Source organism: Streptomyces sp. NPDC007875 (assembly GCF_042868035.1).
GTDB classification, from domain to species: Bacteria; Actinomycetota; Actinomycetes; order Streptomycetales; family Streptomycetaceae; genus Streptomyces; species Streptomyces antimycoticus.
The window spans coordinates 179,080-205,547 of the sequence record NZ_JBIADZ010000020.1; the positions used below are offsets into that span (position 1 = coordinate 179,080).

24 protein-coding genes and 2 pseudogenes are annotated in these 26,468 nt (G+C 70.8%); 4 read left to right on the forward strand and 22 right to left on the reverse strand.

The window, feature by feature from the left end; genetic code table 11:
- Nucleotides 1–167 precede the first annotated feature (167 nt).
- The 6 genes from ACFYOY_RS33915 to ACFYOY_RS33940 form a co-directional block, all read right to left on the reverse strand.
- Nucleotides 168–1,886 (reverse strand): hydantoinase B/oxoprolinase family protein, encoded by a 1,719-nt coding sequence (locus ACFYOY_RS33915; RefSeq protein ID WP_351905491.1) that lies wholly within the window; start codon nucleotides 1,884–1,886, stop codon nucleotides 168–170.
- Nucleotides 1,886–3,928 carry a hydantoinase/oxoprolinase family protein gene (locus ACFYOY_RS33920; protein WP_351905488.1) on the reverse strand — a complete coding sequence of 681 codons (2,043 nt, stop codon included), beginning with the start codon at nucleotides 3,926–3,928 and terminating at the stop codon, nucleotides 1,886–1,888. The genes ACFYOY_RS33915 and ACFYOY_RS33920 overlap by 1 nt, the downstream gene beginning before the upstream one ends.
- 225 nt (nucleotides 3,929–4,153) lie before the next feature.
- Nucleotides 4,154–5,194 (reverse strand): membrane dipeptidase, encoded by a 1,041-nt coding sequence (locus ACFYOY_RS33925; RefSeq protein ID WP_351905485.1) that lies wholly within the window; start codon nucleotides 5,192–5,194, stop codon nucleotides 4,154–4,156.
- Nucleotides 5,191–5,610, reverse strand: coding sequence for a nuclear transport factor 2 family protein (locus tag ACFYOY_RS33930; protein WP_351905482.1), 420 nt, complete (start codon nucleotides 5,608–5,610; stop codon nucleotides 5,191–5,193). The genes ACFYOY_RS33925 and ACFYOY_RS33930 overlap by 4 nt, the downstream gene beginning before the upstream one ends.
- Nucleotides 5,607–7,223 (reverse strand): hydantoinase/oxoprolinase family protein, encoded by a 1,617-nt coding sequence (locus tag ACFYOY_RS33935; protein WP_351905479.1) that lies wholly within the window; start codon nucleotides 7,221–7,223, stop codon nucleotides 5,607–5,609. Before ACFYOY_RS33935 ends, ACFYOY_RS33930 begins: the two co-directional genes overlap by 4 nt.
- Nucleotides 7,220–8,296: a DUF917 domain-containing protein gene (locus tag ACFYOY_RS33940; protein WP_351905476.1), complete on the reverse strand. Its 1,077-nt coding sequence runs from the start codon at nucleotides 8,294–8,296 to the stop codon at nucleotides 7,220–7,222. Before ACFYOY_RS33940 ends, ACFYOY_RS33935 begins: the two co-directional genes overlap by 4 nt.
- A gap of 187 nt (nucleotides 8,297–8,483) precedes the next feature.
- On the opposite strand from ACFYOY_RS33940, the gene ACFYOY_RS33945 reads away from it, so the two are divergent.
- From ACFYOY_RS33945 to ACFYOY_RS33955, 3 genes are all read left to right on the forward strand, one after another.
- The gene (locus tag ACFYOY_RS33945; protein ID WP_388591303.1) at nucleotides 8,484–9,485 is read left to right on the forward strand and encodes an ornithine cyclodeaminase family protein; all 1,002 of its coding nucleotides are present in this window, start codon (nucleotides 8,484–8,486) and stop codon (nucleotides 9,483–9,485) included.
- Between the two features lie 77 nt (nucleotides 9,486–9,562).
- A complete protein-coding gene (locus ACFYOY_RS33950) occupies nucleotides 9,563–10,807 on the forward strand; it encodes an FAD-dependent oxidoreductase (protein WP_351905470.1) in 1,245 nt (414 codons plus the stop codon).
- Nucleotides 10,808–10,974: 167 nt separating this feature from the next.
- Nucleotides 10,975–11,574: an IS3 family transposase gene (locus ACFYOY_RS33955; RefSeq protein WP_351905467.1), complete on the forward strand. Its 600-nt coding sequence runs from the start codon at nucleotides 10,975–10,977 to the stop codon at nucleotides 11,572–11,574.
- Nucleotides 11,575–11,699: 125 nt separating this feature from the next.
- Here the strand turns inward: ACFYOY_RS33955 and ACFYOY_RS33960 are convergent.
- Nucleotides 11,700–12,066, reverse strand: a pseudogene (locus ACFYOY_RS33960) (acetoacetate decarboxylase family protein); the annotation flags it as partial.
- 272 nt (nucleotides 12,067–12,338) lie between these two features.
- Here ACFYOY_RS33960 and ACFYOY_RS33965 point away from each other — a divergent pair.
- Nucleotides 12,339–12,518 (forward strand): hypothetical protein, encoded by a 180-nt coding sequence (locus ACFYOY_RS33965; protein ID WP_388591306.1) that lies wholly within the window; start codon nucleotides 12,339–12,341, stop codon nucleotides 12,516–12,518.
- A gap of 83 nt (nucleotides 12,519–12,601) precedes the next feature.
- Here the strand turns inward: ACFYOY_RS33965 and ACFYOY_RS33970 are convergent, their stop codons facing one another.
- The 15 genes and pseudogenes from ACFYOY_RS33970 to ACFYOY_RS34040 form a co-directional block, all read right to left on the reverse strand.
- Nucleotides 12,602–13,225 (reverse strand): UbiX family flavin prenyltransferase, encoded by a 624-nt coding sequence (locus ACFYOY_RS33970; protein ID WP_351905461.1) that lies wholly within the window; start codon nucleotides 13,223–13,225, stop codon nucleotides 12,602–12,604.
- The gene (locus tag ACFYOY_RS33975; protein WP_351905458.1) at nucleotides 13,195–14,589 is read right to left on the reverse strand and encodes a UbiD family decarboxylase; all 1,395 of its coding nucleotides are present in this window, start codon (nucleotides 14,587–14,589) and stop codon (nucleotides 13,195–13,197) included. Before ACFYOY_RS33975 ends, ACFYOY_RS33970 begins: the two co-directional genes overlap by 31 nt.
- On the reverse strand, nucleotides 14,589–16,013 hold the full coding sequence (locus tag ACFYOY_RS33980) for an aldehyde dehydrogenase family protein (protein WP_351905455.1): 1,425 nt from the start codon (nucleotides 16,011–16,013) through the stop codon (nucleotides 14,589–14,591). Before ACFYOY_RS33980 ends, ACFYOY_RS33975 begins: the two co-directional genes overlap by 1 nt.
- The gene (locus tag ACFYOY_RS33985; RefSeq protein WP_351905452.1) at nucleotides 16,010–16,786 is read right to left on the reverse strand and encodes an SDR family NAD(P)-dependent oxidoreductase; all 777 of its coding nucleotides are present in this window, start codon (nucleotides 16,784–16,786) and stop codon (nucleotides 16,010–16,012) included. Before ACFYOY_RS33985 ends, ACFYOY_RS33980 begins: the two co-directional genes overlap by 4 nt.
- Before the next feature lie 82 nt (nucleotides 16,787–16,868).
- The gene (locus ACFYOY_RS33990; RefSeq protein WP_351905449.1) at nucleotides 16,869–18,056 is read right to left on the reverse strand and encodes an FAD-dependent oxidoreductase; all 1,188 of its coding nucleotides are present in this window, start codon (nucleotides 18,054–18,056) and stop codon (nucleotides 16,869–16,871) included.
- Nucleotides 18,053–18,295 (reverse strand): ferredoxin, encoded by a 243-nt coding sequence (locus tag ACFYOY_RS33995; protein WP_388591309.1) that lies wholly within the window; start codon nucleotides 18,293–18,295, stop codon nucleotides 18,053–18,055. Before ACFYOY_RS33995 ends, ACFYOY_RS33990 begins: the two co-directional genes overlap by 4 nt.
- Before the next feature lie 27 nt (nucleotides 18,296–18,322).
- The gene (locus tag ACFYOY_RS34000) at nucleotides 18,323–19,501 is read right to left on the reverse strand and encodes a cytochrome P450 (protein WP_388591311.1); all 1,179 of its coding nucleotides are present in this window, start codon (nucleotides 19,499–19,501) and stop codon (nucleotides 18,323–18,325) included.
- 15 nt (nucleotides 19,502–19,516) lie between these two features.
- Nucleotides 19,517–20,875: an MFS transporter gene (locus ACFYOY_RS34005; protein ID WP_388591313.1), complete on the reverse strand. Its 1,359-nt coding sequence runs from the start codon at nucleotides 20,873–20,875 to the stop codon at nucleotides 19,517–19,519.
- A gap of 120 nt (nucleotides 20,876–20,995) precedes the next feature.
- A complete protein-coding gene (locus tag ACFYOY_RS34010) occupies nucleotides 20,996–21,895 on the reverse strand; it encodes a LysR family transcriptional regulator (RefSeq protein ID WP_351905440.1) in 900 nt (299 codons plus the stop codon).
- A gap of 16 nt (nucleotides 21,896–21,911) precedes the next feature.
- The gene (locus ACFYOY_RS34015) at nucleotides 21,912–23,075 is read right to left on the reverse strand and encodes an XdhC family protein (RefSeq protein ID WP_388591314.1); all 1,164 of its coding nucleotides are present in this window, start codon (nucleotides 23,073–23,075) and stop codon (nucleotides 21,912–21,914) included.
- Between the two features lie 21 nt (nucleotides 23,076–23,096).
- Nucleotides 23,097–24,353 (reverse strand): 2Fe-2S iron-sulfur cluster-binding protein, encoded by a 1,257-nt coding sequence (locus ACFYOY_RS34020; RefSeq protein ID WP_388591316.1) that lies wholly within the window; start codon nucleotides 24,351–24,353, stop codon nucleotides 23,097–23,099.
- Nucleotides 24,350–24,742, reverse strand: a complete 393-nt coding sequence (locus ACFYOY_RS34025; protein WP_388591318.1) for a hypothetical protein — start codon at nucleotides 24,740–24,742, stop codon at nucleotides 24,350–24,352. The genes ACFYOY_RS34020 and ACFYOY_RS34025 overlap by 4 nt, the downstream gene beginning before the upstream one ends.
- Nucleotides 24,743–24,778: 36 nt before the next feature.
- Entirely contained in the window at nucleotides 24,779–25,243 is a 465-nt protein-coding gene (locus ACFYOY_RS34030; protein ID WP_388591320.1) for an FAD binding domain-containing protein, read from the reverse strand.
- A gap of 8 nt (nucleotides 25,244–25,251) precedes the next feature.
- On the reverse strand, nucleotides 25,252–26,031 hold the full coding sequence (locus tag ACFYOY_RS34035) for an enoyl-CoA hydratase/isomerase family protein (protein WP_388591322.1): 780 nt from the start codon (nucleotides 26,029–26,031) through the stop codon (nucleotides 25,252–25,254).
- A gap of 182 nt (nucleotides 26,032–26,213) precedes the next feature.
- Nucleotides 26,214–26,468, reverse strand: a pseudogene (locus tag ACFYOY_RS34040) (long-chain fatty acid--CoA ligase); the annotation flags it as partial.

A 26,468-nucleotide genomic window follows, 5' to 3' on the forward strand; every position in this document is an offset into this window, starting at 1 on the left:
CCCCTGGCCCCGCGGGCCCCCCGGGCCGGGCGGGTTGGCGGCCCCCCCGGGGGGCCCCCCGGGGGGGGGGCCCCCCCCACCTTGGGGGGGGGCCGCCCGCCCCCCCGCCGCCCCCCACCCCCCTTTCCGTCGTCGCCTTCCCCCGTGTCGCGGCGACGCCCCAGGCGTCACACCTCGGCGCCGTAGACCTCCTCGGTCCGCATCGCCGAGACGTGGCCGTCCAGCATGTCGATCCGGACCGCCTCCGGGTCGCGGTCCTTCGGGTCGCCGAAGCCGCCGCCCCCGCCCGTCATGCAGCGGAACACGTCACCCTTCCTGAGCTTGAGGCCGTTGCACTTCAGCAGGCGCCGCTCGTCCGGGCGGCCGGGGTTGACGATCACTTCGGGCGGGGTGGCGTCCTGACCGCCGAACAGACCCCACGCAGGCGTCACGGAACGCTCGAACCACAGGGAGACCGTGCAGTCCTCCAGCGCCTCGTACTGCCGGATCACCCCGTTGCCGCCGCGCCATCTGCCGGCGCCGCCGGAGTCTTGGCGGATCTTGTATTCGGTGATGCGGAAGGGGAAGCGGGTCTCGAAGACCTCGATGGGGATGTCCTTCAGCGAACCGTTCACGTTGTTGATCAACGCGCTCTCGCCGTCCGAGCCCTCCCATGCGCCCCAACCGCCCAGCGTGGCCTCCAGGCTGACGTAGTCGCGCTTGGTGCGGTGGTCGCGTCCGGCCAGCAGCACGATCATCGAGTCGCCGTGGCTGGCGCCGGCGACCTTCTCCGGCAGCGCGGGCGCGAGGGCCTTGGCCACCAGGTCGATCAGCAGGCCCAGGTGCGAGAAGTACCACTGGCACGCGGCGGGAGCCACCGCGCCGAACACCGAGCCCTCGCGGACCTGCACGGTCATCGGGCGGAACGAGCCGCCGTTGCCGGGCACGTCCGGGCTGACCAGGAGCTTGTAGCCGACCCGGCAGGCCGAAACGGTCTGCGAGGTACCGCAGTTGACCGGGCCGACGGTCTGGTCGGCGGACTCGGTGACGTCGAAGTCGATGTCCTCGCCCGTCACCGTGATCCTGAGCTTGATGGGAATCCTGGTGTCCAGGTCGACGCCGTCGTTGTCGAGGAAGCCCTCGGCGGTGTAGACGCCGTCCGGGATGGCGCGGATGATGTCCCGCTCCAGCCGCTCGGTCTGGGCGAAGATCTCGTCGCGGGCGGCGCGCAGGGTGTCCACGCCCCAGCGCCGCACGATCTCCTCCAGGCGCTCCTGCCCCGTCGTAATGCAGGCGATCATGCCGCGCATGTCACCCATCGTCGGGTACGGGAAGCGGACGTTGGTGGCGATGGTGTCGATGAGCTGGCGCACCTCCTGGCCGCCCTCGACGAGCTTCTGCGGGCCGAGGCGCAGGCCCTCCTGGAAGATCGACGTGGAGTCCATGGACCCGCCAGGGTCCTTGGAGCCGACGTCGATCCAGTGCGCACGGGAGGCGGTGAAGCCGACGAGTTCGTCGTCGACGAAGACCGGCCCGAAGATCGTGACGTCGTTGAGGTGCGTGCCGCCGAGGTAGCTGTCGTTGAGGATCCACACGTCGCCCGGCTGCCAGACCTCGCGGCCGAACCGTTCCTCGGTGGCCCTGGTGCAGGTCTCCAGGTTGCCGAGGAAGATCGGCAGGCCTGCGGACTGACCGAGCACCTGGTGGTTGTCGTCCAGCAGCGCGACGACGCAGTCGCCGCACTCGTAGATGAGCGGGGTGTACGCCGAACGGATGAGGATCGCGTTCATGTCGTCGGCGGCGGAGGCCAGGGCGTTGCGGATGATCTCCACGACGACCGGGTCGACGGTCTGCTGTCCTGTGGTCTGCGTCATCGTCTCTGCCGTCCGCTTGGTCGTCCGGTTCATCACTGCTCCTTGCTGCGGACCACGAGGGATCCGATCTCGTCGGCGGTGACCTGGTGCCCGGGAGGCACGACGGTGGTGGCCGTGGATTCGAGGACGATCGCGGGGCCGTCGAAGGTGTGCCCCGGGGCGAGGTCGTCGCGCCGCACCAACAGGGTGTCCCGCTCGGCGCGTTCGAAGACCACCGAGCGGGTCTCGTGCGGGAACTCCTCGGTGGCCCGGGCGTCGATCCGTTCGGTCTCGGCGCGGCCCAGGTCGCCGAAGGCAGTGGTGCGCAGGGTGACGAACTCGATGGGGGCGCCGAGGTTGGCGTGGCCGTAGCGGGACTCGTGCATCTCGGCGAACCGCCGGGCGATCACCTCCAGGAAGTCCTCACCGAGCGGCTCGTCGGCCCGGAGTACCGGCACCGTGAGGGTGTACTCCTGGGCGGCGTAGCGGATGTCGACCGCGTGCGTGGTGCGGCGGCTGCCCTCGGGCACGCCCTCGCTGGCCAGCCCCGTCAGCCCCTCCTGCTCCAGGCGCGCGAACTGGGCGGCCATGTCCGCGCGGTCCAGGTCCTCGTCCACGAAGAAGTACGGCTCGGAGAAGTCCTTGCGGATCTCGGTCTGCAGCATGCCCCAGGCGGAGAACGCACCGGGGAAGCGGGGGACGATGACGTCGGAGATGCCCAGCTCCTCGGCGAGGAACACCGCGTGCATGGGGCCGGCGCCGCCGAAGGCGACGAGAGCGAACTCGCGGGGCTCGATGCCGCGCGAGACGGTGATCGTACGGATTGCCTGGGCCATCTTGGCGTTGGCGACGTCGCAGATGCCCTCCGCGGTCTGGACCACGTCCAGGCCCAGCTGTTCACCGAGCCCGGCGACGGCGGTCTTGGCGCGCTCCAGGTCCAGGGTCATGTGGCCGCCGGCGAACCACTCGGCGTCCACGCGGCCGAGCACCAGGTTGGCGTCGGTGACGGTCGGCTGCGCGCCGCCGCGGCCATAGCAGGCGGGACCCGGGTCGGCGCCCGCCGACTGCGGTCCGACCCGCAGGCCGCCGGCCTCGATCCAGGCGATGGACCCGCCGCCGGCGCCGATGGTGTGGATGTCGACGACGCTCATCAGCATCGGCAGGCCTTCGAGCGTGGCCTCGGGAGACACGACGGGCTCGCCGTCCACCACCAGAGAGACGTCGAAGGAGGTGCCCCCCATGTCGACGCAGATGAGGTTGGGCCGGCCGAGGGCCTTGGCCAGCTCGGCGCCGCCCATGGTGCCGCCGACGGGGCCGGAAAGCAGGGTCTGCAGCGGGCGCCGCTGGGCCGACTCCGCGCTGAGGATGCCGCCGGAGGACTGCATCACGTGCAGGGGTACGGTCAGGCCCTGCTCTTCCAGGCTCGCCTCCAGACGGCTGAGGTAGCGGCGTACGACCGGGCCGGTGTAGGCCTCGATGACGGCGGAGGAGGTGCGCTCGTACTCCCGCCATTCCTTGGCCGCCTCGTGCGACAGCGAGATGGTGAAGTCCTCGCCGAGCTCCTCGCGGAGGATCTCGCGGGTGCGCAGCTCGTGCGCCGGGTTCTTGTAGCTGAAAAGGTAGCCGACGGCGACGGCGCCGAAGCCCTCCTCCTTCGCCCGCCGGGCGGCCGCCCGGACGGCGGCCTCGTCCAGGGCCCGTAGCTCCACCCCCTCGGCAGTGAATCGGCCGCCCACCTCCACGATGTCCCGCAGCGGCAGCAGCGGCTCGGGCTTGCGGAAGTGCAGGTCGTACAGCCGGGTGCGGGGGCCGCGGGCGACGTGGTAGGTGTCGCCCGCGCCCTGCGAGGCCAGCAGCAGGACCTTCACGCCGCGGCGCTCCAGCAGGGCGTTGAGCCCCTGGGTGGTGCCGTGGACCATGAAGGCGATGTCTGCGGGCGACTGAACGAGCGAGCCGAGGGCGGCGAGCACGCCCTCGGTCAGGTCCTGGGGCGTGGTGGAGGACTTGCCGGCGTGGAAGACGCCGCTGGATTCGTCGTAGGCGACGATATCGGTGAAGGTGCCCCCGATGTCCATCGAGACGCGGTACGGGCTCATGTGAGTGAGCTCCTTTCTGCGAGACGTCGACGGCACGCGGGATCGCTGTGCCGCCGGCCGGTGTGCGCGGTCCGTGCGTGTGCACGGCGCCCGCGGGCCGGGTGCGGGGCGGCGGGCCCCGTACGCGAGCGGGTGAGGGGCCGTCAAACGGTGGGCCGCTGCCGGAGCGGTGGGCGCCGGGAGGAGGCGGCAGCGGTCGGAGTTCCGGTGGCCGGTGCCCGCGCGTCAGCCGGTGGGCGCTGCGGCCGGACCGGCCAGGGCGCGCCGCAGGAAAGCGGTCAGCGTCCCCGCGGCCACCGCCCGCGCGTCGGCTTCGCCGAGCCGGTCCACCAGGGCCGGGCCGAGGCCGCGCAGGTCGGCGGGCCGGCGCAGGCCGTCCACGACGGGCAGCTCGGACTGGTCGAGAAGGATTCCGCCGAGGATCGGATCGACGGTTGAGGCGACGTCGTCCATGAAGTCCGGTCCCAGGGCGACGTGTTCGGCACCCACCAGAGCGACGGCGTGCGCGATGTGGTCCACGTAGTGGTGCCGTTCGGGCTTCGGATGCAGGAAGCCACCGAAGGCGTTCATCGCGACGAACCCGCCCGACCCGGCGACCGCACGGATCTGTTCGTCCGTCAGGTTGCGCGAATGGTCGTGCAGTTGACGGCAGGAGGAGTGCGAAGCGACGAACGGCCGCCGGGCCGCCTCGGCGAGGTGCCAGAACCCGCCTTCGGACAGGTGGCTGACGTCCACGACGATCCCGAGGCGCTCCATCTCGGCGATTGCCTCGACGCCGAGGCCAGTCAGCCGTCCGCCGGTGTCCTGCTCGCCGACGCCGTCGGCCAGCATGGTCCGCCGGTTCCAGGTCAGCGACGCCATCCGTACCCCGGCCCGGTGGAAGACGTCCAGCATGGCGAGGTCGCTGCCGACCGGTTCGGCTCCCTCGATCGCCAGGACCAGCGCGATCCTGCCCGCCTGAAGGGCGCGGTCCAGCTCCTCGGCGCTCTCCACCACGGCCACGTCCGCCGCGTGTACGCCGGCCAGGTGGCGGGCCTCCTCCAGCAGGATCAGCGCCCGCCGCAGGGCGCCCTCCCCGACGAACTGCTCCTCGGTGTAGACGGGCAGCACCTGCAGCACCACACCGCCCTCGCGCAGCTGCGGCAGCCAGAAGTCGCCGAACGGGTCGCGATGGCCGCGCTCTCTGAGATGCCTGACCGCCATGAGCAGGTCGTCGTGGCAGTCCGCCATCGGGATGCCGTGGTGACGGTCTGCCGGGACGTTCACGAGCCCGCCTCCAGTGCCGCGTCGAGCGCCGCGCCGTCGTAGTACAGGAAGGCGTCGGTGATGCGTCCCTCCCGTACGGTCACGACCGAGCAGCCGTGGACGTCCAGGGCCTCGACACCGGGCACGGCGGGCGTGCCGAGCATCCGCCAGCGCACGACGGCGCGGTCGCCGGCGACCACCACGTCCAGGATTTCGCGGCGGTAGTCCGGGTAGCGGCGCAGCAGTTCGGCGTTGGCGGCCCGGTCCTCCTCGGCCGAGGACAGCGCCGCACGGCCGTTGACCTCGACGCTCAGGTCCGGTGAGACCAGAGCGGCGGCAGCCTCGGTGTCCTGCCGGTTCTCGGCGTCGTTGTAGGCGCGGTAGACGGCCGCGGGGTCGTCGCCGACCGGGCGCGCGGAGCCTTCGGTGGGTGTCATGCACGTACCTCCAAGGGGCCGGCGGCCTTGACCTGTACGCGGCAGGCCTGGCCGGGCAGATAGGACAGCGGTACCTCGGTCACCGCGGTGATGCGCACCCGGGCGGGGTCGGCGCCCGCCCGGACGGCGGCGTCGGTGGCCAGTTGGCGGGCCTCGTCGAGGCAGCTCTCGCGCCCGCTGGGCTCGTAGCGGTAGACCCGGTCGACGGCTCCGGAGGCGTCCGCGATGGCGGCGCCGAACGCGTTGGCCACGGCGTGGTGGTCCGGCCGTACCACCTCGGAGACGCCCGGCACCTTCTCGGGCACCAGGTGGGAGCCGCCGCCGACGGCGATCAGCGGCATGGCCGTGCGGGCCGCCTTCATCCGCTCGGCCATGACCCGGATCCGGTCGTCGACCCAGGCCAGCGCGGCGTCCACGGTCGCGTCGTCCAGATCCTCCAGCAGCGCCGGATCACCGAATCCCGACAGCCGCCCCGCCTTGACCGCGGTGTCGGACAGCGTGAGGGTCGCACCGCCGCGCACCAGCGCCTCGTCGACCACCCGGTAGCCCACCGAGTCGGGGCCAACGCGGACCTCCTCACCCCGTCCCTGGACGACGGTGCCGCCGCCGAGACCGATCGAGATCAGGTCGGGCATACGGAAGTTGGTGCGCACCCCGCCCACCTCGACGGCCGCCGACGACTCCCGGGGGAAGCCGTCGATGAGGATGCCCACATCGGCCGAGGTGCCGCCCACGTCGATCACCAGGGCGTCGGACAGCCCGGCCAGCGCGCAGGCGCCGCGCATGGAGTTGGTGGGCCCGGAACCGACGGTGAGGATGGGGAAGCGCACGGCCTCCTCGGCGGTCATCAGTGTGCCGTCGTTCTGCGTCAAGTACGAGGCCACCTCGATGCCGTGCCGGGCGAGCGCCGCATGGAAGCCGGTCACGACGTGCCGGGCGACGCCCAGCAGGGAGGCGTTGAGGATGGTGGCGTTCTCCCGCTCCAGCAGGCCGAGCGCGCCGACCTGGTGACTGAGCGACACCGGCATCTCCTCACCCAGTTCCTCGGCGAGGATCCGCGCCGCTTCCAGCTCGTGGTCGTAGGAGGCGGGCGCGAACGGGCAGGAGACCGCGATCGCCGTGACGCCCTCGGCGGCGCACCGGCCGGCGAAGGCCCGGATCGCGTCGGTCTCCAGCGGCGCGATCTCCGTTCCGTCGTACTCGAATCCGCCGCCGACGACGGCGGTCGGCCCGATGGCCGTCGCGTGCAGGTCGGGCGGCCAGGCGGCACCCGGCCGCACGGCCAGCGAGGACGGCGCCGCCAGGCGCAGTACGCCGACCCGGCCCAGTTCTCGCCGCTGGATGATGGCGTTGGCCGGGTGGGTGGTGCCCAGCATGGCCTGGGTGACGTGGACGGTGTCGACGCCAACGATCACCTGGGCCAGGGCCGCGTGGATGCCGTCGAAGGGGTCCGGCGTGGTCGGGGACTTGACGGAGGCGACCACGCCGCCGTGCTCGTCCACCACCACGGCGTCGGTGTTGGTGCCGCCGACGTCGATGCCGATCCGCAGCCGGGGTGCGCACTGCAGCTTCGGTACGCCGCCGCTTACTTGACTGCTCGCCGGACGGTTCACGGCCGGTCACCTCCCAGGGGTACGTAGTCGACGTCGTAGCCGAAGGCCTTGGGCCCCACGACGTCCAGGAAGCCTTCGCGGTGCCACTCGGGTGCGCAGGGCAGGCCGATCACGTCGACGCGGCGGCCGTAGGCCAGCGTCTCGGTGGTGATCGGCTGGGCGTTCTCGTGATCGAGCAGGCAGATCAGGTCCGGAGACGTGATCACCGGACGGTCGTCCTCGAACGCGATCAGGTACTCGTTCTGGATCTCCACCCGGATCCGGCGGCCCGGCTCGTCGAAGTGCTCGATCAGGACGGTGCCGCGGGCGAAGCCGTCGGTGGTCTGCCGGTCCAGATCGACGATCTTGCCGGAGAAGAACTTCCGGGCCCCGGCGAAGTCGAGGAAGGCGTCGTAGGCCCCGGCCTCGCCCCGCTGCACCGCCGCCAGCCGGCGCCCCAGCTCGGTGCAGTAGGTCAGGGAGCCGCGGATGCCGTGCTCGGCCACCTGCCCGGCTGTCATGGGATAGCAGGAGATGGCATTGGCCAGGCCCAGATTGATCGCCGTGCCGCGGGCCAGTTTCTCCGCCAACTGGTTGGTCGTGGTCGCCAGCACGACCACGTTGCCCTTCTCGTCGGCCATGCTCATCGGTGCCGCCGGCACTCCGGCGAGCGTGAACACGGTCATCTCCAGCTGGGGGAAGGCCCGGCGCATGGAGTCAGCGTCCACCAGCGGCAGACCCAGCTCGGCGGCCACGGCCACCGGGATCAGCGTGTTCATGCCGCCGACCTCGATCGGCATGATCGCGACCGGCTTTTCGCCCAGATAGTTCGACAGGGCACGCACCGCGCCCGTGAACTCCGTCCCCGCAGGCACCTTCTCCAGAATGACCGTCGGCGCGCCGATCACGGCAACGGTCAACACCCGTCCGTCACGTGGCAGTTCGTCCGCATCGAGCACCTTCACGGGGCCGTGGTCCTCGATCGCCTGCCGGGCCATCAACCGCGCGATGTACGGGTCTCCGCCGCCGCCGGTGCCCAACAGCGTGGCCCCCAGGGCCAGCTCGTCCATGTCCTCAATCGTCAGCAGCCGCATCCGATCCTCCTCCCGAGCCGGCGCCGCACTCCCCACCGCCGGATGGGTCCCGCCGGGGCCGGCGCTGCATTGCCGTGAAGCTATGACCGGCCCGCCCGCTCCCGGTGTGCTCGGTGCCCAACAAAGCCTCTACAGATGTGCGGCAGGCACAGATGTGTGCGGGGAGCGGTCGGCAGGCTGCCTGTCCATGACGGTTGACCACTCGCTTCTCGTGCTGTCGCGCACACAGATCACCGGCCTGCTCGACCCGGCCGCTTCGCTGGAGAGCCAGCGCACGGCGTTCGCACGCCTCGCCGGCGGCACGGCGGATCTCGCTCCCCGCCTGCTGCTGCCCGGACCGGACGCGTCCGTCGCGTTCTGCTACGCGTCCAGGCTGTCCCCCGACAGTGGGGCGGTGTGCAAGTTCGGCAGTGTCAATCCCGGCAACGCCGCCACCGGCGCGCCCAGCGTGTCCGCGACCGTGCTGGTCCTGGACCCCGCCTCTGGCACACCGCTGGCGCTGCTCGACGGCGAGGCGATCACCACCGCCCGGACCGCCGCCGCCACCGCTCTGGCCGCGGGAGAACTGGCCCGCCCCGACGCCACCCGCCTCGCGGTCCTGGGCTCCGGCGTCCAGGGCCGCGCCCACCTCCGCGCCCTGACCAGCCACCTGGGCCGGCGGCTCACGGAGTTGCGGATCTGGTCGCCACGGCAGAAGAACCGCACGGACGCGGCCGCTCGGCTGTCGGACGAACTGCGGCGCCCCGTCGTGGCGGCGGACACCGCCGAGGCCGCGGTCACCGGCGCCGACATCGTGATCACCTGTACGACCAGCCGGACCCCGGTCCTGGACGAGGCCTGGCTCGCGCCCGGCGCGACCGTACTCGGCGTCGGCTCCTTCGCACCCGACCGGTGCGAGGTGGACGACGCACTGCTGAGGCGGGCCAGTGCCGTGGTGGTCGACGACCCGCCGACCGCCGCGCGACAGGCGGGGCCCGTGGTGCGTGCCCTGCGCAACGGCATCCTGCGCGAGGAGGACCTGGTCGGACTCGGCGAGGTCGTCCTCGGCCGGGCCCGCCCGCGCACGGACGACGACGACATCGTCTTCTACAACAGCGTGGGCGTCGGCGTGCAGGACGCGGCACTGGCCGAACTGGTGCTCGCCCGCGCCCGGCCGCGCGGAGCGGGAAGCCGCATCTCGCTGGTCTGAGAACTCACCGAACCGACGTCTTCCCGATCCGAGGACCCACAGATCGGGAAGACTCCCCGATCCGCAGAGGAGACAGCATGCGTGTCCTGGTCATCGGCGCGGGCGCCATCGGCCTGTCCTGCGCCTACTTCCTGGCCAGACGGGGCGCCACCGTGACCGTGGCCGACCCCCGGGGCCCCGGCGGCGGGGCCTCGCGGCGCAACGCCGGCTGGGTGGTCCCCTCGATGTCCGCACCGGTCCCGGCACCCGGCACCGTGGTCAAGTCACTGCGCTGGACTCTCCGTCGTGACAGCCCGGTGCACATCCGTCCGTCACTGGACCGCGCCTTCGCACGGTTCATGACCGCGATGCTCAGGCGCTGCAACCGCGCCGACTACGCACACGGACTGCACGTCACCGCCGAGCTGAACCGCAGGACCCTCGAGCTGTTCGACCTTCTGCGCGCGGACGGCGTCGATTTCGAGCACCACCGCACCGGTCTGCTGCTGGCCTTCCTCACCGAGAAATCCCTGCACCAGCACGCCGAAGAACTCGCCGGACTCACCCGCTACGGCACTCCCGCGCCGGAGGTACTGTCCGCCGGGGAGGCCCGACACACGGAACCGGCACTGTCGGACGCGATCGTCGGCGCCATCCGCTGCCCGGGGGAGCAGCACCTCGACCCGGACTCGTTCGTCGACCAACTCGCCGCAGCCTGCCGCGACCGGGGTGTCACCTTCGTCCGCGAAGAGGTCACCGACTTGCACGAGCGTGACGGCACACGCATCGGCGCGGCGACCGGTCCCGGTGACACGGCACTCAGGGCCGACGCCTTCGTGATCGCCGGGGGAGCATGGACGCCCCGGCTCACCGGTCCTCTGGGCTTCCGCCTGCCGCTCCAGGCCGGCAAGGGCTACGGCTTCGACTTCCGCCCCGCACCCGTCCGGCTGCGCACCGCGACCTATCTCTCCGAGGCGAAGGTCGCCGTCACCCCCCTGACCTCCGGCATCCGGCTGGCGGGCACCATGGAGTTCACCGGCCTGGACGAAAACGTGGACACCGTCCGCGCCGGCGCCATCGCCGACTCCGCCGGCCGCTACTTCCGCACCTGGGACACCACCGCGGCCCGGCCCCGGGCGTGGGCGGGCCTGCGCCCGATGACCCCCGACGGCCTGCCGGCCATCGGACCGGTGCCCGGCTACGACAACGTCCTCGTGGCCGCTGGACACGCCATGCTCGGCATCACCCTCGCTCCTGTCACCGGACACCTCGTCCAGCGGATGCTGCTGGACGGAACCGTTCCTCCGGAGGTCGAACCATTCCTGCCCGACCGCTTTGCGTGAACGGAGCCGAGGTGAGTATGAGGTCGGGCCGAACGCACGCGATCGCACGGCCTCAGGGTCGGCCAGGCCCGACCGGCTGCCTGCGGTGTTCCGGAAGGGGCTGCGGTTGAAGAAGCTCGACCGTCGCGGGCGCTGATCGACTCCTTCCACGTCAGGGTGACCGTGCCGTGCTCTCCGCTCTCGCACGGCACCTGCCACCCGTCTTACGCCGCCACCGGCTGGTCACTCCGGGCACCCTGCTGAACTGGCACCGTCGTCTGGTGCGCTGGAAGTGGCGCCAGACGGCGGTCAGATCCGGTCGTCCACCATTGCCGGAAGGGACAGTTGCGCTCATCCAGCGCCTGGCAAGAGAGAACCCGACCTGGGGATACGTCAGAATCCAAGGCGAACTCCGACGGATTGGCCATCGGGTCGCCGCCGCCACGATCCGGCGCGTCCTGCACCGCTCCGGTCTGCCGCCAACACCGCGGCGCGCTTCCCAGCAGACCTGGCGTACTTTCCTCCGTTCCCAGGCCCACACGCTGCTCGCCTGCGACTTCATGCACGTGGAGACCGTCTTCCTCAAACGTCTCTACGTCTTCTTCGTCATGGAGATCAAGACCCGGCGCGTCCATGTCCTGGGCGTCACCGCCCATCCCACCGGCGCATGGGTCACCCAACTCGCCCGCAACCTGCTCATGGACCTCGGCGACAGGGCTGGGTGCTTCCGGTTTCTCATCCGTGCCCAGCTCAGCGGCCTGATTGGGATATTGACACCCTTCAGGTAAAACGGCACGTGGGAAGGGGTGCAGCAGCAACAAGTCCGAGGGACACCAAAATGAGATCAGGTCGGACATCGAAGTGAGACTATCCACTCATGGGCGACATCGAACATGTGCCCCTCCGTGTGCTTCTACCGGGCCCCTGAGATGCCGGACTCCAGCAGCCGGCCGCCGTCCCAGACCACGCCGACCTGGCGGTAGTACGCGGCGATCGGCTCGCGGATCTCCAGCCGGGCCAGCTCCTCGGTGGGCGCATCGAACAACTCCAACTCGACGTCGCCGACCCACGGCTGCCCGCCCTCGAAGGAGGCAGCGCCAGATACGATCAGCTCATCGAGGGCCAAGCCCTTGCCGTTCTCGATCGAGGGCAGCCAGCGGTGGTGGGCCATAGGGAGGCCATTGACGAAGCCGTTGGTCTCGCACGGCTTCCGCAGGGTGAGCCAAGCGCCGGTCGGCCGCGGCGCAACGCCCGGCGAACCGGACGGGAGCGCGTCCCCGACATCGGTGTCCGCGCCACAGCCAAGCGGTTGCGCAAACCGCTCTTCCCGGCGCAACCCTGCCGGGGCGTTCACCACCACCGACGACGGCTCACTCCGCCACGAGACTCAGGTCGAGATGCACGGCACCCCGCAGATCGAGTTGGAGGGCTACTCCGAGAGCGATGCCCACATCACCGTTGACACGGTGACCTTCACAGACGTCCCGTGGGATGACATTCCCGACTTCCTGGCCTCCGTCTCCGACCGCACGGCCTTCTCAAGGGACGCGTCGTGCCGCCCGGCTGGCGGCTCGTGGCCCCGCTGCCCCGCTGCCCCGCTGCCCCGCTGCCCCGCTGCCCCGCTGCCCCGCTGCCCCGCTGCCCCGCTGCCCCGCTGCCCGACGACTGTACCTACAAGGAGGTCATGCTGCGCCACGCCCTCACCCCCTGGCTGGGCAAGCCCATCCGCTGACAGAGCCACAGCGCACACGAAGGTCACCATGTACCGCCCACCGTGTGCGCCGGTCACCACCCGTATGGCCGGAGGCCGCGTGATCAGCGAAGGCGCTCGCGCCGAACCTCAGAGACATTCCGGCTCCTCTGCTCCCGGCCCCACCGCGCCGTCACCGGGTGCGGCAGGCGCAGATGGTCCAGTGCCCGGCCGACCGTCTGGGTGACCACTTCGTCGAGTGAGGTGGGGCGGGTGTAGAAGGCGGGCACCGGCGGCATGATGGTCGCGCCCGCCTCCGTCGCCTGCGTCATCAGCCGAAGGTGCCCGGCGTGCAGGGGGGTCTCGCGCAACAGCAGGACGAGCGGGCGGCGTTCCTTCAAAGTGACGTCGGCGGCGCGCACCAGCAGGTTGTCGTCGTAGCTGTTGGCTATGCCGGACAGCGTCTTCATGCTGCACGGCGCCACCAGCATCCCGTCCATCGGGAACGAGCCGCTCGAAATCGCCGCGCCCAGGTCATGATCGGCATGCAGGTGGTCGGCACGCGCCCGCACGTCGGCCACCGTCAGGTCGGTCTCCTGGGTCAGCGTCGCCTTGGCCGCCTTGGTGAGGACCAGATGGGTCTCCACACCCAGTTGGGAGAGCAGCTCCAGAGCGCGGACCGCATACATCGCTCCGGACGCTCCGGAGATCCCCACGATCACCCGTGGTGGGAAACCGTCCCGGTCCATGGCCAGCCCTCCAGTTCGGCGAGGTAGGGGTGCAAGGAAGAGGACTTGGAGCGGATGCGGGCGAACTTCTCGCGGTCCCCGGCCGGTACGGTCGCGTCCATCCCGAGCTTCGCCGTCGTCCCGCCGTCCGCCGAGGGATCCAGGCTGCTGCCGGTGGTGCGCTCCACCACGAACAGGTCGCGGTCGGCCTGCATCCGGGTCGCGATCGCCCACTCGACCTGCTCGTCGTCGAACACGTCCACGTCGTCGTCGACGATCACCGCGAGCTTCACGGTCGTCACCGCCGTGAACGCCGCCATCGCGGCATGCCGCGCCGTGCCCTCTCCGCGGGAGCGCAGGGAGATCACCGCGTGCATCCGGCACGACCCGCCCTCGGTGAGCCGCACGGCCGCCACATCGATCCCCGCGGCCCGCAGTGCCCGCAACAGGCGCGCCTCGCGTGGCAGTCCGCCCAGCCAGAAGTGCTCCCGGCCGCCGGAGAGAATCGTCTGCAGGGAAGCGTTCTTTCGTGACCAGCGCGAGGAAAGCTCCAGCACCGGGGCGGGCCCGCCCGGACCGTAGGTGCGCGGGTACTCCCCGAACGGCCCTTCGTCCGCGCGCCGGCCCGCACGGAAAGTGCCGACGAGCACCATCTCCGCGCGGGCGGGCACCGGTACCTCCAGCCCCTCCGCGTAGGTGACGTCCAGCGGCTCGGGGTGCAGGGCGCTGGCGACCTCCAGGTCGTCGAGGTCGGCCGCCGCGGGCGACTGCGAGGCCAGCGTCAGCAGCGGGTCGACGCCCACGCAGAGCGCGACGGGCAGGTCCTCCCCCGCCGCCTCGTGCTCGGCGAAGATCGACCGGAGCCTGCCCGGCAGCATGAGGGCGCGCACCTCGCGGGGCCCGGCGACCTGCAGCCGGTTGATCGACAGGTTCGCCTTGCCGGTGCGCGGATCGCGCACCACGATCAGCGCCGAGGTGAGGTAACGGCCGGCGTCGCGCTCGTGCTGCACCGGCAGCGGAAGGCCGCCGAGCAGGTCGCCTTCCGTATCGTGCCGGCCCAGCACCGGAGCCTCGGCGGGGTCGACCACCGAACACGGCCGCGGGGCACGCACCGCTGCCGCGAGCCGGTCGACCACCTCCGACTCCGGGCAGTCCAGCGCCAGGGCGAAGTGCCCGCGTGAGGGCACCGTGTTGCCGACGAGCGGGAACGTCGCGCCGCGCACCGCGTCGAAGGCCACCGCGTAGCGGCCGTCGGCATGCTCCAGTACGGCGGCCACGTCCTGGTCGGCGTCGATCTCACTGCTCACCCTCCGCAGCTCGCCGCGTTCCTCCAGCAGCGCCAGCCAGCCCCGCAGATCGGGCAGTTTCGGCCAGGTCGTGCCCATCACTCCCCCTCGGGCGGTGAGAAGTGGACGTGCTTGAGCTCGGTGAACTGTTCCAGCCCTTCGAGCCCACGGGTCCGGCCGAGGCCGGAGGAACCGTAGCCGCCACTGGGCATCTCCGGGTACGAGCGGTTGTAGCCGCCCACCCAGACCGTCCCCGCCTGCAGCGACCGCGCGACGCGCCAGGCGCGTGAGCCGTCGCCGGTCCACACCGAGGCGGCGAGCCCGTACGGGGTGGCGTTGGCCGCTTCGATCGCGCCGTCCTCGTCGTCGAACGGTTCGAGGGTGATCAAAGGGCCGAAGATGTCCTCCCTTACGAGAGGCGAGTCCACCGCGACGCCGGTCACCGCGGCGGGGGTCACGAAGTGTCCCGGGAGCCCGTCGGGGCTGGTGCGCTCCCCTCCGGTCAGCAGGGTCGCGGTGGACCGTGCGAGGTCCACGTAACCGGTGAAGCGGTCGAGCGCGCGAGCGGAGATGAGCGGGCCCAGGTCCGTCTCCTCGGCGGCGGGATCGCCGAGTCGCAGCGAGCGCAGGACGTCGACCACCCGGTCGCGCGCACGCTCGAAGACCGGGCGCTGTACAAGGAGTCGGGTGCACGCCATGCACATCTGTCCGCTGGTGATCACTGATGCCCGGGCCGCGGTCTCCGCCGCCTTCTCGACGTCGGCGTCGGCGAACACCACCATGCTCGCCTTGCCGCCCAGTTCCAGCAGGGTGCGGGTCATGTCCGGGGCCGCCGCGCTGCGGATCGCGGCCCCGACCTCGGTGGAGCCGGTGAAGGCGACGGCTCGGACCAGCGGATGGGTGACCAGGGCGTCCCCGACGAGGCCGTCGCCCACCACAAGCTGCACGACCTCGTCGCCGATTCCCGCCTTGCGGCCCAGTTCCAGCGCCCGCCGGGTGACCAGCGCGGTCTGCGGGGCGGGCTTCACCAGCGCGGTCACGCCCGCGGCGAGCGCCGGGGCCAAATCGCGGAAAAGCAGCAGCAGCGGCCAGTTCCACGGCACGATGAACACGGTCACGCCGACCGGTTCGCGCACCAGGTGGGCTTCGGACCCGTCGGGCAGGGTGCCGGCCCGACCACCGATCGAACGGGCGAGCCCGGCGTTGTAGCGGAGTGCTTCGACCGCTCCGGCCACTTCGAGGCGGGCCTCCCGGACCGGCTTGCCGCTCTCCGTCACGAGCGCCTGGACGAGCTCCTCGGTGTGCTCGCCGAGCACGTCCGCCCACCGCCAAAGCAGCGCCTGGCGTCGGCGGGCGTCCACGGGCCAGATCCCGCGCTGGGCCGCCGCGGCGGCCTCGGCGGCCTCGGCGAGCCGGTCGGGTGTGGTCGCAGGGGTCTCCTCCAGTGGCCGCAGGGTAGTCGGGTCGGCCGGGCGGGCGTCCTGCGGGACGTCCCAGGTGCGGAGTTCTGCCGTGGCCGTCATACGAACACTCCGCCGCCGTCGACGACCACCGTCTGCCCGCTGACGAAACCGCTGGCGGTGCTCGCCAGCCACAGCACCGCGCCGACCAGGTCGTCCGGCGCCATCTCGCGTGCCAGGCACCGGGTTTGCTCCATCCTGCCGAGGTAGTCGGGGTCGTTGATGGCGCGGGAGGCGGCGTCGTCGACGAGCCCCGGCGAGACGGCATTGACGCCGATGCCATACTGCCCGAGCTCCCTGGCCGCGGCCCTGGTCAGTCCCTCCACGGCCGCCTTCGACGCGACATAGTGGGCGAAGCCGGCCGCGCCGGTGCGCGTGACCACCGAGGCGATGTTGACGATCCGGCCGCCACCGCGCTCCCGCAGGGCGGGGACGGCAGCCCGGATGACCTGCCAGGTGCCGCGTACGTTGACCCGCAGCACGGTGTCCCAGTCCTGTGCGGTGAGCTCCGTAAGGGGGCGCTTGGGGCCGAGCGTCCGGTAGATGGCGGCGTTGTTCACCACCGCGTCCAGGCCGCCGAACCGGTCGGTCGCCTGCCCCACGACCGTGTTCACGTCGTGGTCGTCGGTGATGTCGCACGGCGTGAAGACCGCGGTGCCCGGCCCTTGTGCGGTGGCCTTCTCGGCGAGCCGCTTGCCGTCCTCGGCCATCTGGGGCAGGTCTGCGGCGATCACGTTGGCCCCCGCCGCGGTGAGCGCGCACGTGTAGGCGGCACCGATGTCGCCCGTCGCGCCGGTCAGCAGTACGACACGATCCTGCAGAGTCGCTGAAGTCATGGAAGTTCCTGATCCTTGAGTAAGTCGTTTCGGTCGCTCTGTCGGGGCGGTTCAGACTCCTGGATACGGAGAGCGAGGTCCGTCACGCGGCGGCGGCGAGCGCCTCGTGCCAGTCGGCACCGCGGGCGAGAAGGCGGCGGTAGTCCAGGAGCCGCCGTGCGGCGTTGATCGCGAGGGCGCCTTCGAAGCGGTCGCCGTCGCGATACAGGGCGAGCAGGGTCTCGCCGTCGTCCCCTTCGTGCACGATGCGGACGTCGCCACTGCTGCGTCCGGCCATCTGGATGCGTGTCCCGTACTGGTCGGACCAGACGTACGGCACGGGCGCGTACTCCACCGGGAACCCGGGGTCGAGCATGTTACGGGCCACCACCGCGGCCTGTTCCCTGGCGTTGGTCCAGTGCTCCAGCCGGACATGCCGGCCGTAGCCGGGGTGGAACCAGCGCGCAGCGTCGCCCGCTGCGTACATGTCCGGCGCCGATGCCCGGCAGTACGCGTCACACAGCACGCCGTCGTCCAAGCGGATTCCGGAATCGGCCAGCCATCCGACGGCGGGTGTCGCGCCGATGCCCACCACGACCAGGTCGGCGTCGATGGTGCTGCCGTCGTCCAGCCGCACCCGCTCGACGGCGATATCCCCGTCAAGACCGGCCACGGCGCGTCCGCACAGGACGCGGACGCCGTTGCGGACGTGCAGCCGCGCGCACGCCTCGCCCATCCGCTCGCCGAGCCCCCGGGACAACGGCGCCGGCAACGCCTCGATGAGGGTGACCGGCAGATCGCGCCGACGTGCCTCCGCGGCCACCTCGGCGCCCACGAAGCCGCCGCCGACGATGACCACGCGCGGCCGCTTCGCGAGCGCGTCACGGATGGCGAGCGCGTCCTCGAGCGTGCGCAGGGTGTGAATGCCCTCGAGCTCGTGCCGACCGGGCAGAGAGCGGGGCGTCGCGCCCGTCGCGACAACGAGTGCGTCGTACGGCAGACGTGATCCCCCGGACAGCTCGACCGTCTTCGCCACGGGGTCCACGGCGCGGGCCCGCTCGCCGAGGCGGAACTCCACCTCGAGTGCGGCCAGTGCCTCGTCACTGCGCAACGCGGTCCGCTCCGGCGCCCAGTCCCCGCTCAGCAGCTGCTTGGACAGCGGCGGGCGGTCGTAGGGCATGGCCTTTTCGTCCCCGACGAGGGTGAGGGAGCCGTCGTAGCCGTTCCTGCGCAGCGCTTCCGCGGTGCACAGGCCGGCCAGCGACGCACCGACGACCAGGACGCGCTTCACGACGCCGGCTCGACGTCGATGGCGGCTACCGGGCACGCGCCGGCGGCTTCGCGCGCCCGTGCCTCGCCGGGCTCGGCTCCGGATATCACCCGTGCGATCCCGTCCTCGCCCAGTTCGAGCAGCTCTGGGGCGGCCAGTTCGCAGTCGCCGTACCCACAGCACTTGTCGGTGTCCACCGTGATCTTCATGGCTTGGCTTCCCTTCGTCGCCACGTCATCCATCGCTACGTCACCTGTCATCACGTCACCCACTCCTCGCGGCACCTGTCACCAGGTCACTGGGAGCCGTCGGACGCCGAGGTGCCGGCCGCCGCCCTCCAGTGGATTCGTGCGCTCGACTTCGCCGTTGATCCGGAATCCAGGGATCCGCTCGAGCAGCGTCCGGACCGCGATGCGGATCTCGGCCTTCGCCAGCGGCATGCCCGGGCAGCTGTGGATGCCGGCGCCGAAGGCGAGGTGCTTATTGGGCTTGCGGTCGATGACCACCTCGTCCGGGTTCTCGAAGACCGTCGCGTCGCGGTTGGCCGAGGCGAACAGCAGGATCACGCGGTCGCCCGCGGACATCTGCTGCCCGGCCAGGCACGCCTGTCCCGTCAGCTGCCGGGGGAACCAGTGCAACGGGGTCTCGTAGCGCAGGATCTCGTCGATCGCCGTGGGAATGAGCTTGGGTTCGTCGATGAGACGCTGCTGGGCCTCTGGGTGCTCGGCGAGGTAGAGCAGCACGTTGCTCAGCCCGAGCGCCGTCGAATCATGCCCGGCATAGGTCAGGATGAACATCATGTTGGCGAGCGTCCCGTCGTTCACGCCGAGCTCGTCGTTGATGGTCAGCAGCTGCGAGATGAAGTCGTCGCCCGGTTCCTTGCGGCGCTGCTCGAAGAGTCGGACCCAGTAGGCGCACACCCGGTCGATGACCTTCCGGCCCTGTTCGTCGGACGCATGCTCCAGGAAGTCCAGGGAGTACTCACGGATCTCGTCCGCCTGTTCCGGGCCGAGGTCGTAGAGCTGCGTGATCACGTCGAGCGGCAGCGGGATGGCCAGGCCCTCGACCAACTCGGCCTCGCCGGAGCCATGGAACGCCCCGATGAGCCGGTCCGCCGTGGCCTGGATCTGCGGCTCCATCCGCTTGGCCGCGGCCGCGCTGGTGAGCGGGGCGATCAGCTTCCGAAACTTCTCGTGCTCCGGCGGGTCGTAGTCGATGGGTGGGAACCGGTTGTCCGACACGGCGGGGACGTAGACGCCGCCGGTGGAGGAGTAGGTACCGTGGTCCATGGCGGCCGCGCGCACGTCCTCGTAGCGGGAGAGCGTCCAGTAGCCGCCGTACTTCTCGCCGCGGGCGACAGGGCACTGCGAGCGCAGGCCCTCGTACCGTTCATACGCGCGCTCGGGCGAGAGGTCGCGGGCGTGGGGGTCGTAGATCGGGCCATGCGGGTCGGTCTGCTCTGTCATGGTGCACTCCTGTCGTCAGGCCTTCGCGGGCTCCGTCATCGGTTGCGGGGGCTGCTCGCGTTCCATGGCTCCGCGGGTCTCCGGGCTGATCGCGTTGGCGATGAGGAACACGGCCACGACAACCAGCAGGAAGACCATGAGCCGGCCGGGCACATCGGCAAGGCCGGGGCTGGCCAGGTTCACGAAGGTCGGCATCAGTCCGCCGATCATGAACCCGGTGTTCCAGCAGACGGCCGTGCCGCGCGAGCGCAGCGCCGTGGGGTAGCGCTCGTTGAGGAACACCAGAACCGGTGCGAACGCCGCGTTGGCGAACATTGCCAGCGCCGTCGCGTACACCGTGATCAGCCCGGTCTTCGCCGGATCGGTGCTGGTCACGAGCCAGACGAGCAGCGGGAGGGCGACGAGGTTGAAGCCACCCATCAGCAGCATCGAGCGGCGGCGGCCGATGCGCTCACTCAGTTCGCCGGCGGCGATGGTCGCGACGATCACGCCGAGGCTGGAGACGAGCAGGATCACGCCCTGGGAGCTCTTCTGCACGCCGGTGACCTGATCGAGCAGGGTCGGCAGGTATCCGGAGGTCAGGTAGTACTGCGATCCGGCACCGGCGACGAGCAGGATGTTCAGGGCGAGCAGCCCGCCCCGGCCGTCCCGCACGAGGTCGCTCATCCGCGGCTGGGACTGCGGCCCAGCCTCCTCCTGCGCCTGCTGCTGCGCCTTCCACAGCGGCGATTCCTCGACGCCGCGCAGCACGAAGTAGGAAAGGAACGCGGCGGCCAGGCCGGCGAAGAACATGACGCGCCAGCCCCAGACGTCGAACCGCTCGCCGGGGAAGATCTGGCTGACAACGATGAACAACCCGCTTGCCATCGCGGCGCCGAGGCCTGCTCCGCCGCCGCCGATCAGGCCGGACATCAAACCGCGCCAACGCGGGCCGACGCTCTCCGTGCCTAGGGTGTGGGTCGCGGCGACCACGCCCCCGACGAAGATTCCCTGAAGGAACCGGAGGATGAGGAACACGACAGGCGCCACGACCCCGGCGGTGGCGTAGGTGGGCACCGCGCCCATGGCCGCGGTGCACAGGCCCACGCCGGCGAGGACAGTCACCATCGTCTTCTTGCGGCCGTGGCGGTCGGCGATCCCGCCGAAGATCGCCGCCCCGGCGGGACGCAGCAGCACGCTGACGGCGAACGAGGCGTACACGGCGGCCAGGCTCAACGTCGGGCTTGAGGAGGGGAAGAGGAGGTCACCGACGGTGCCGGCGACGAAGAGAAGGATGAAAAGATCGAAGAGATCGAACGCCCAGCCGGCGACAGAGGCAAAGGCGGCGTAGAAGGTGGCTCTCCGAGAAGGTTCGGTGATGCGGGGTGTGGACATTGCCCACCTCCTTGTGAGGCTCAGTACTTGCTATTAAGGGGCCGGTTCGCGCGATGAGCGATGCGCAACTGCCTAGTCATGCGGTAGTCAGCGCCTATACGGGCAGGTGACGCCCGGCCTTCAGGCTTCATCACCGCTGTCGCGGTCACTGTCGAACGCAGCGACGAGAAGATCGAGGAACGCACTCGCGGCGGGGGTGAGAGGGCTGCCCTTCCGCCAGATCACGCCCAGCTCCCGCCGGGCCAAAGGATCGTCGAGGGGTATCGCCGCGGCGTAGCCTGCGGAGGCGAGACGCGGCACCACGGACACACCCACCCCGCTGCGCACCATTCCGCACAGGACGGAGAGCTGGCTGGTCTCGACGGTCACCCGGGGGCTGAAGCCCGCCCGCAGGCAGACCGTGTCCATCAGCTCGCGCAGCCCATACCCGCGGTGCATGCCGACGTAGTCGTCCCCCGCCAGCTGTGCGAGGTCGAGGGTGGGCCGGTCTGCGAGACGGTGCTCCGGAGGCAGCATCGCGACCATCGGCTCGCGCACCAGGATGCGCCCCGTGACACCAGGCCGTGCCAGGGGAGCGCGGCTTATCGCCAGGTCCAGCATCCCTGTGTGCACCATGCGTTCGAACTCGCCGGACACATTGTGCTCGGTGAGCAGAACTTCGATGCGGGGGTGCGCGGCACGGTATTCGGCCAGCAGGTCGGGGAGCAGCGTGGCGCCGACGCTGGGCAGTACGCCGATCGTGACGCGGCCGCGGTCGAGGGACCGTATCGTGGCCGCCTGGGCACGGGCCTGTTCGAGATGGAAAAGCGCGGGCTCGACGTGCTCCAGGAAAGCCTCACCGGCTGCCGTCAGTTCAACACGCCGACCGAGTCGCTGGAACAGGGCGACGCCGAGTTCCTTCTCCAGCTTGCGTACCTGGACCGACAGCGAGGGTTGGGCGAGGAAGAGCTCTTCGGCCGCGCGGGTGAAGCTGCCCGCTTTGGCGATGGTGAGTACGTAACGAAGCTGGTGCAACTCCATGTTCAGCGCCTGACGGTCATCGGTTGTGGTGGGCGGCCTCGACCGGCCGGGAAACCCGAGGCCGTGGCGGCGCCGCCGTCTGTGGGATCTCGTGCCGGTGGATGTCTCCCGTGAGGCCGCTGAGCGGAAAGCCGGTGCCGCCCCAGCGCCGCTGGATGATCTCCGCGGCTATGGACACGGCCGTTTCCTCGGGTGTCCGGGCACCGAGGTCGAGGCCGATGGGGGACGCGAGGCGGGCGAGTTCGGCGTCGGTGACGCCCTGCTCCTGCAGTCGCGTGGTGCGGTCGCTGCGGGTGCGGCGACTGCCCATGACACCGATGTACGCCGCCGGGGTGCGCAGCGCGGACGTCAGGACGGGGACGTCGAACTTGGGGTCGTGGGTGAGCACGCAGATCACGGTCCGCGCGTCCACTGCGGTCCGGGCCAGATAGTCGTGCGGCCACTCGCACACGACCTCGTGCACGTGCGGGAACCGGTGGGGGGTGGCGAACACCGGGCGCGCGTCACACACGGTCACGCGGTAGCCCAGCTGCGCCCCGGTGGCACTCAGCGCCATTGCGAAGTCGTTGGCCCCGAAGATCAGCGTCCTCGGCGGTGGTACGAAGGACTGGACGAACACCGAGACGTCGGCCATGCACCGCTGCCCGTGGGGCCCGTAAAGTTCGGTGCCGGTCATCCCCTGGGCGAGCAGGCCGCGCGCGTCCGTCGTCACCGCGGCATCGAGGCCGCTGTCGCCCAACGAACCCTGCACCCGGTCCTGCCAGATGTCGAGTTGCTCGCCCAGGGGCGCCGTGCCGCCGACGACGGTGGCAACGGCAACCGGCTCGGCCTCCTCGAGTGAGTCGAGCACCTGACCCAGCGAGGAGGCGGAGGTCACGGGGCGGACCAGCACATCGATGGTCCCGCCGCAGGTCAGGCCGACGGAGAACGCCTCCTCATCACTGACGCCGTAGGTCTCCCGCCGGGTCTCTCCGGTGGCGAGCACCTTGGTGGCCACGTCGTACACCGCGCCCTCGACGCAGCCGCCCGACACGCTGCCCACCACCTCACCGGCAGCGCTGACCGCCATCACCGCTCCGGGACCGCGCGGGGCACTTCCCCGCGCGCCGATCACCGTGGCCAGGCCGAAGGCCGTACCTTCGGCCAGCCAGCGGTGCAGCTGTGGCAACACGTCACGCATGACGGTCCCTCCTCTGGCTTCCTATGCGCGGCAGCCGCGCCCGAGTCCACTGCCGCGCAGCAGGTGCTTGATGCGGTCGAGTAGCGGTGCGAGGACGAGGCTCATGGCACTGGGAGCCTTCACCGGTCCGGACGGCGCTTGCCCCGACCTGGCGGCTTCGGCGACGGCGTCCGTGAACTGCTCGAACATGCGGCGGCTGACGTCACCCGCCAGAGCTCGGCCGAACTGGGCGATGCGGCCGGTGAGACAGACCTCGGCATCGGCGTGCATCGCCGTGCCGGTCTCCGTGGCTTCCGTACGCAAAGTGATGTCCCCTTGCGTCTGGGCCCCGCCGGTGTCCTGCCCTTGGGCGACGACGCGCGGCCGGCCGCCCGCGCGGTCGTGTTCCACGAGGTGCGCGAGCCCCTTGAACGCCAGCTTCACCGACCCGACCGGCGCCCGGGCACGACCCGCATAGTGGTCATTGCCGAGGTCATCGGTGAGCGCCGCCCCGGGCAGGCAGCGCGCCAGCAGCTGGATGTCGTCGAGAACGCGCCAAACCTTCTCCTCTGGCAGGTCGATCTCGGTGGTGATCTCGACGGCGATGGTGGGGTCGCCGCTGGGCAACACAATTTCCTGCCTGCTCAGCGACTCCGCCCCATCGGTGTCCTCCTGCCCGTCGGAGACGTGCCCGCCTTGCCCGGAACGGCCGACGAGCGCCCGCTGACCGCAGTTGCCCGGTTCGGGGATTCCCTCGGGATGTGCCCGGTGGGTTTCGCCGACCGCGGTGAGGATGTTGCGGTATCCGGTGCACCGGCAGATGACACCGGAGAGCTCCTGGGGCAGCTCCTCTTCGGTGACGTCCGGCTTGTGGGTCAGCAGGTCGTAGGAGCTCATCAGGAAGCCCGGTGTGCAGAAGCCGCACTGGAGCGCGTGGTTGCGACCGAAAGCCTCCTGCAGAGGGTGCAGGTCGTCGGACCGCCCGAGCCCCTCGACGGTGACGATGTCCGCCCCGTCGAGCTGTACAGCGAACAGCAGACAGGCTCGGGCGGCCTCGCCGTCGACGAGAACGGTGCGCATGCCGCACACGCCGTGTTCGCAGCCGAGGTGTGTGCCGGTGAGGCCCAGGTGGTCGCGTAGCGCGTCGGCGAGCGTGACCCGCGCCGGGAGGTTGAGCACGGTGGGCGTGCCGTTGACGGTCATCCGTACCTCCACCGTCTCGTCCGTGGCCGCCTTCACCGGCCTCGGCTTGGCGGTTCCGGCCGCTTTCACGGGCGTTTCTGCTTCGTTGAGCGTCATATGGCCACCTCGTCTACGCCCTTGTGGGCGCGTTCGTACGCCTTGGACAGTTCGCGGGCCGCCAGTGTGCGGAGCAGCCGGCGCCTGTAGTTCCTGGACGCGTGGGCGTCGCCGTCTGTGTCGACCATCTCCTCGACGACGGCGGAGAGTGCCCCCTTGAGCCGGTCCGCGGGCGCGCTGCCCGTACCGGTGACCGCCGCGGTGAGCTGCTCGCTGACGTCACGAGTGACTGCCCTGTCGGACACGCCGAATCCCGTGATCACCGCCTCCGGGCCGTCGCCGCGCAGGCGTACCCGCGTGGCGACGCCCGCAAGGGCGAAGTCGCCGTGCCGGCGTGCGATCTCGGCGAATCCGAAGCCCTCCTCCGCGGCGGCGACCGGCAGCCGCACGGAGGTGAGGATCTCGTCGGGGACCCAGCGCGGTGGTCATCGCCCCGCCGAAGAACTGCCGGGCCGCCACCTGCCGGGACCCGGTCCGGACAGCGACAACTCGGCGTCGAGGCAACAGGCCACGGCCGGGAGCTCGGCCGCCGGGTCAGCATGGGCAAGGCTGCCGCAGACGGTGCCCCGACTCCGCAGTTCGCGGTGGCCGACCCAGGGCAGGGCCAGGCGCAGCAGCGGAACGCTTCTGCTGAGCGGGTCCCGCTCGACGCGGCGCTGCCGTACGGTGGCGCCGATGTGCAGGGCCTCGCCGGAGAGGGCGAACTCGTCAAGCTCTTCGACGGAGTTGATGTCGGCCAGCGTGTCGGGGCGGGCGAGTCGCATGGCCAGCACAGGCGCCAGCGACTGCCCACCCGCGATGACCTTGCCACCCCCGCTGGTTCCCGCCAGTTCGGCGACCGCGTCGGAGAGCTTCGACGGACGCACGTAGGCGAAGGGTGCGGCCTTCATGGATCAGCTCACCTGCCCTGGAACTTCGGGGTGCGCTTGTTGGTGAACGCGTCGACGCCCTCAGCGAAGTCGTGGCTGGAGCGCAACATCGCATAGGCTTTGCGTTCCAGCTCGATGCCGGAGTACAGCGGGCCGTCAACGCCCTTGTCCAGCACTTCCTTGGCGGTACGGAGCGCCAGCGGCGAATAGCCGAGCAGCGTCTTCACCACGCACTCGACCTCCTCATCCAGCGCCGCGCGGTCCTGCACCACGGCCGAGACCAGGCCCCAGTCGCCGGCCTGCTGAGCTTTGATCCGGGACGCGGTCAGGACGTGGTACTTGGCGCGGGAGAGGCCGATCAGCCGGGCGAGGCGCTGGGTGCCGCCGGATCCGGGGATCATGCCCAGCCGCATCTCCGGCAGCGCGAACTCGCTGCGCTTGGTGGCGATGCGAATGTCGGTGGACAGTGCGAGTTCGAAGCCCACGCCGAAGCAGTAGCCGTCGACGGCCGTGATGACCGGCTTGGGGCTGCGCGAGGGAGCCGTGACGTTCTGCCCCAGGTCGGTGAAGTCGATCGGCTCAACCTCCATGAACCCCGGGATATCCCCGCCCGAGGAGAAGTGGTCGCCGTCGCCCTTGATGACCACCACCTGGACGTCCTTGTCGGCGTCGATCTCGGCGAAGTGGTCGGCCATCACCTGGCGGGTGTCCATGGTGATGATGTTGTAGTTGCCGTGATCGAGGGTCAGGTAGGCGACGCGTCCGTTGTGGCCGCGCTCCAGCCTGATCTCACCTCCGGTGAGTGCCATGGTCAAGGTTCCCTTTCGTTGTCGCTCTCGCCCAGGAGTTCGTTGAGCACATCGCCGTGCAAGGGGAGGGGGTGATGTCCACGCCGGCCGGGGCGAGAGCGTCGGCGAGAGCGTTGGCGATCGCGACGGGAAGGCTCATGCTGCTGCCTTCACCGCAGCCCTTCGCACCGAGCCAGGGTGCGTCACCTGTCTGCCGCGGCGGCGCTGTCGGCCAGCGCGTGATAGTCACCGGAGCTCAGTCGGCGGCGCTGGATCTTGGCCGCTCCCGACTTGGGGAGCTCGTCCACTGCGATGAGTCGTTTGGGGCGTTTGAGGGAGGGCAGTCCGGAGCGCTCGCGCACATAGGAGTTAAGTACCGCCAACGCCTGGTCGGGGGTCATGTCTTTGGCGGGAACGAAGAACGCGGTGGCGGCCTGTCCCCACCGGTCGTCGGACAG

Excerpts from the sequence above, each read along its gene's own strand:
- ACFYOY_RS33975 (WP_351905458.1), bottom strand. The coding sequence starts at position 14,589 with ATGGGCACGACCTGGCCGAAACTGCCCGATCTGCGGGGCTGGCTGGCG.
- ACFYOY_RS34035 (WP_388591322.1), bottom strand. The coding sequence starts at position 26,031 with ATGGCACTCACCGGAGGTGAGATCAGGCTGGAGCGCGGCCACAACGGA.
- ACFYOY_RS34030 (WP_388591320.1), bottom strand. The coding sequence starts at position 25,243 with ATGAAGGCCGCACCCTTCGCCTACGTGCGTCCGTCGAAGCTCTCCGAC.
- ACFYOY_RS34010 (WP_351905440.1), bottom strand. The coding sequence starts at position 21,895 with ATGGAGTTGCACCAGCTTCGTTACGTACTCACCATCGCCAAAGCGGGC.
- ACFYOY_RS33915 (WP_351905491.1), bottom strand. The coding sequence starts at position 1,886 with ATGAACCGGACGACCAAGCGGACGGCAGAGACGATGACGCAGACCACA.
- ACFYOY_RS33920 (WP_351905488.1), bottom strand. The coding sequence starts at position 3,928 with ATGAGCCCGTACCGCGTCTCGATGGACATCGGGGGCACCTTCACCGAT.
- ACFYOY_RS33995 (WP_388591309.1), bottom strand. The coding sequence starts at position 18,295 with ATGACAGGTGACGTAGCGATGGATGACGTGGCGACGAAGGGAAGCCAA.
- ACFYOY_RS34020 (WP_388591316.1), bottom strand. The coding sequence starts at position 24,353 with ATGACGCTCAACGAAGCAGAAACGCCCGTGAAAGCGGCCGGAACCGCC.
- ACFYOY_RS33970 (WP_351905461.1), bottom strand. The coding sequence starts at position 13,225 with ATGGACCGGGACGGTTTCCCACCACGGGTGATCGTGGGGATCTCCGGA.
- ACFYOY_RS33950 (WP_351905470.1), top strand. The coding sequence starts at position 9,563 with ATGCGTGTCCTGGTCATCGGCGCGGGCGCCATCGGCCTGTCCTGCGCC.
- ACFYOY_RS33980 (WP_351905455.1), bottom strand. The coding sequence starts at position 16,013 with ATGACGGCCACGGCAGAACTCCGCACCTGGGACGTCCCGCAGGACGCC.
- ACFYOY_RS33940 (WP_351905476.1), bottom strand. The coding sequence starts at position 8,296 with ATGCGGCTGCTGACGATTGAGGACATGGACGAGCTGGCCCTGGGGGCC.
- ACFYOY_RS33945 (WP_388591303.1), top strand. The coding sequence starts at position 8,484 with ATGACGGTTGACCACTCGCTTCTCGTGCTGTCGCGCACACAGATCACC.
- ACFYOY_RS33930 (WP_351905482.1), bottom strand. The coding sequence starts at position 5,610 with ATGACACCCACCGAAGGCTCCGCGCGCCCGGTCGGCGACGACCCCGCG.
- ACFYOY_RS34005 (WP_388591313.1), bottom strand. The coding sequence starts at position 20,875 with ATGTCCACACCCCGCATCACCGAACCTTCTCGGAGAGCCACCTTCTAC.
- ACFYOY_RS34000 (WP_388591311.1), bottom strand. The coding sequence starts at position 19,501 with ATGACAGAGCAGACCGACCCGCATGGCCCGATCTACGACCCCCACGCC.
- ACFYOY_RS33985 (WP_351905452.1), bottom strand. The coding sequence starts at position 16,786 with ATGACTTCAGCGACTCTGCAGGATCGTGTCGTACTGCTGACCGGCGCG.
- ACFYOY_RS34015 (WP_388591314.1), bottom strand. The coding sequence starts at position 23,075 with ATGCGTGACGTGTTGCCACAGCTGCACCGCTGGCTGGCCGAAGGTACG.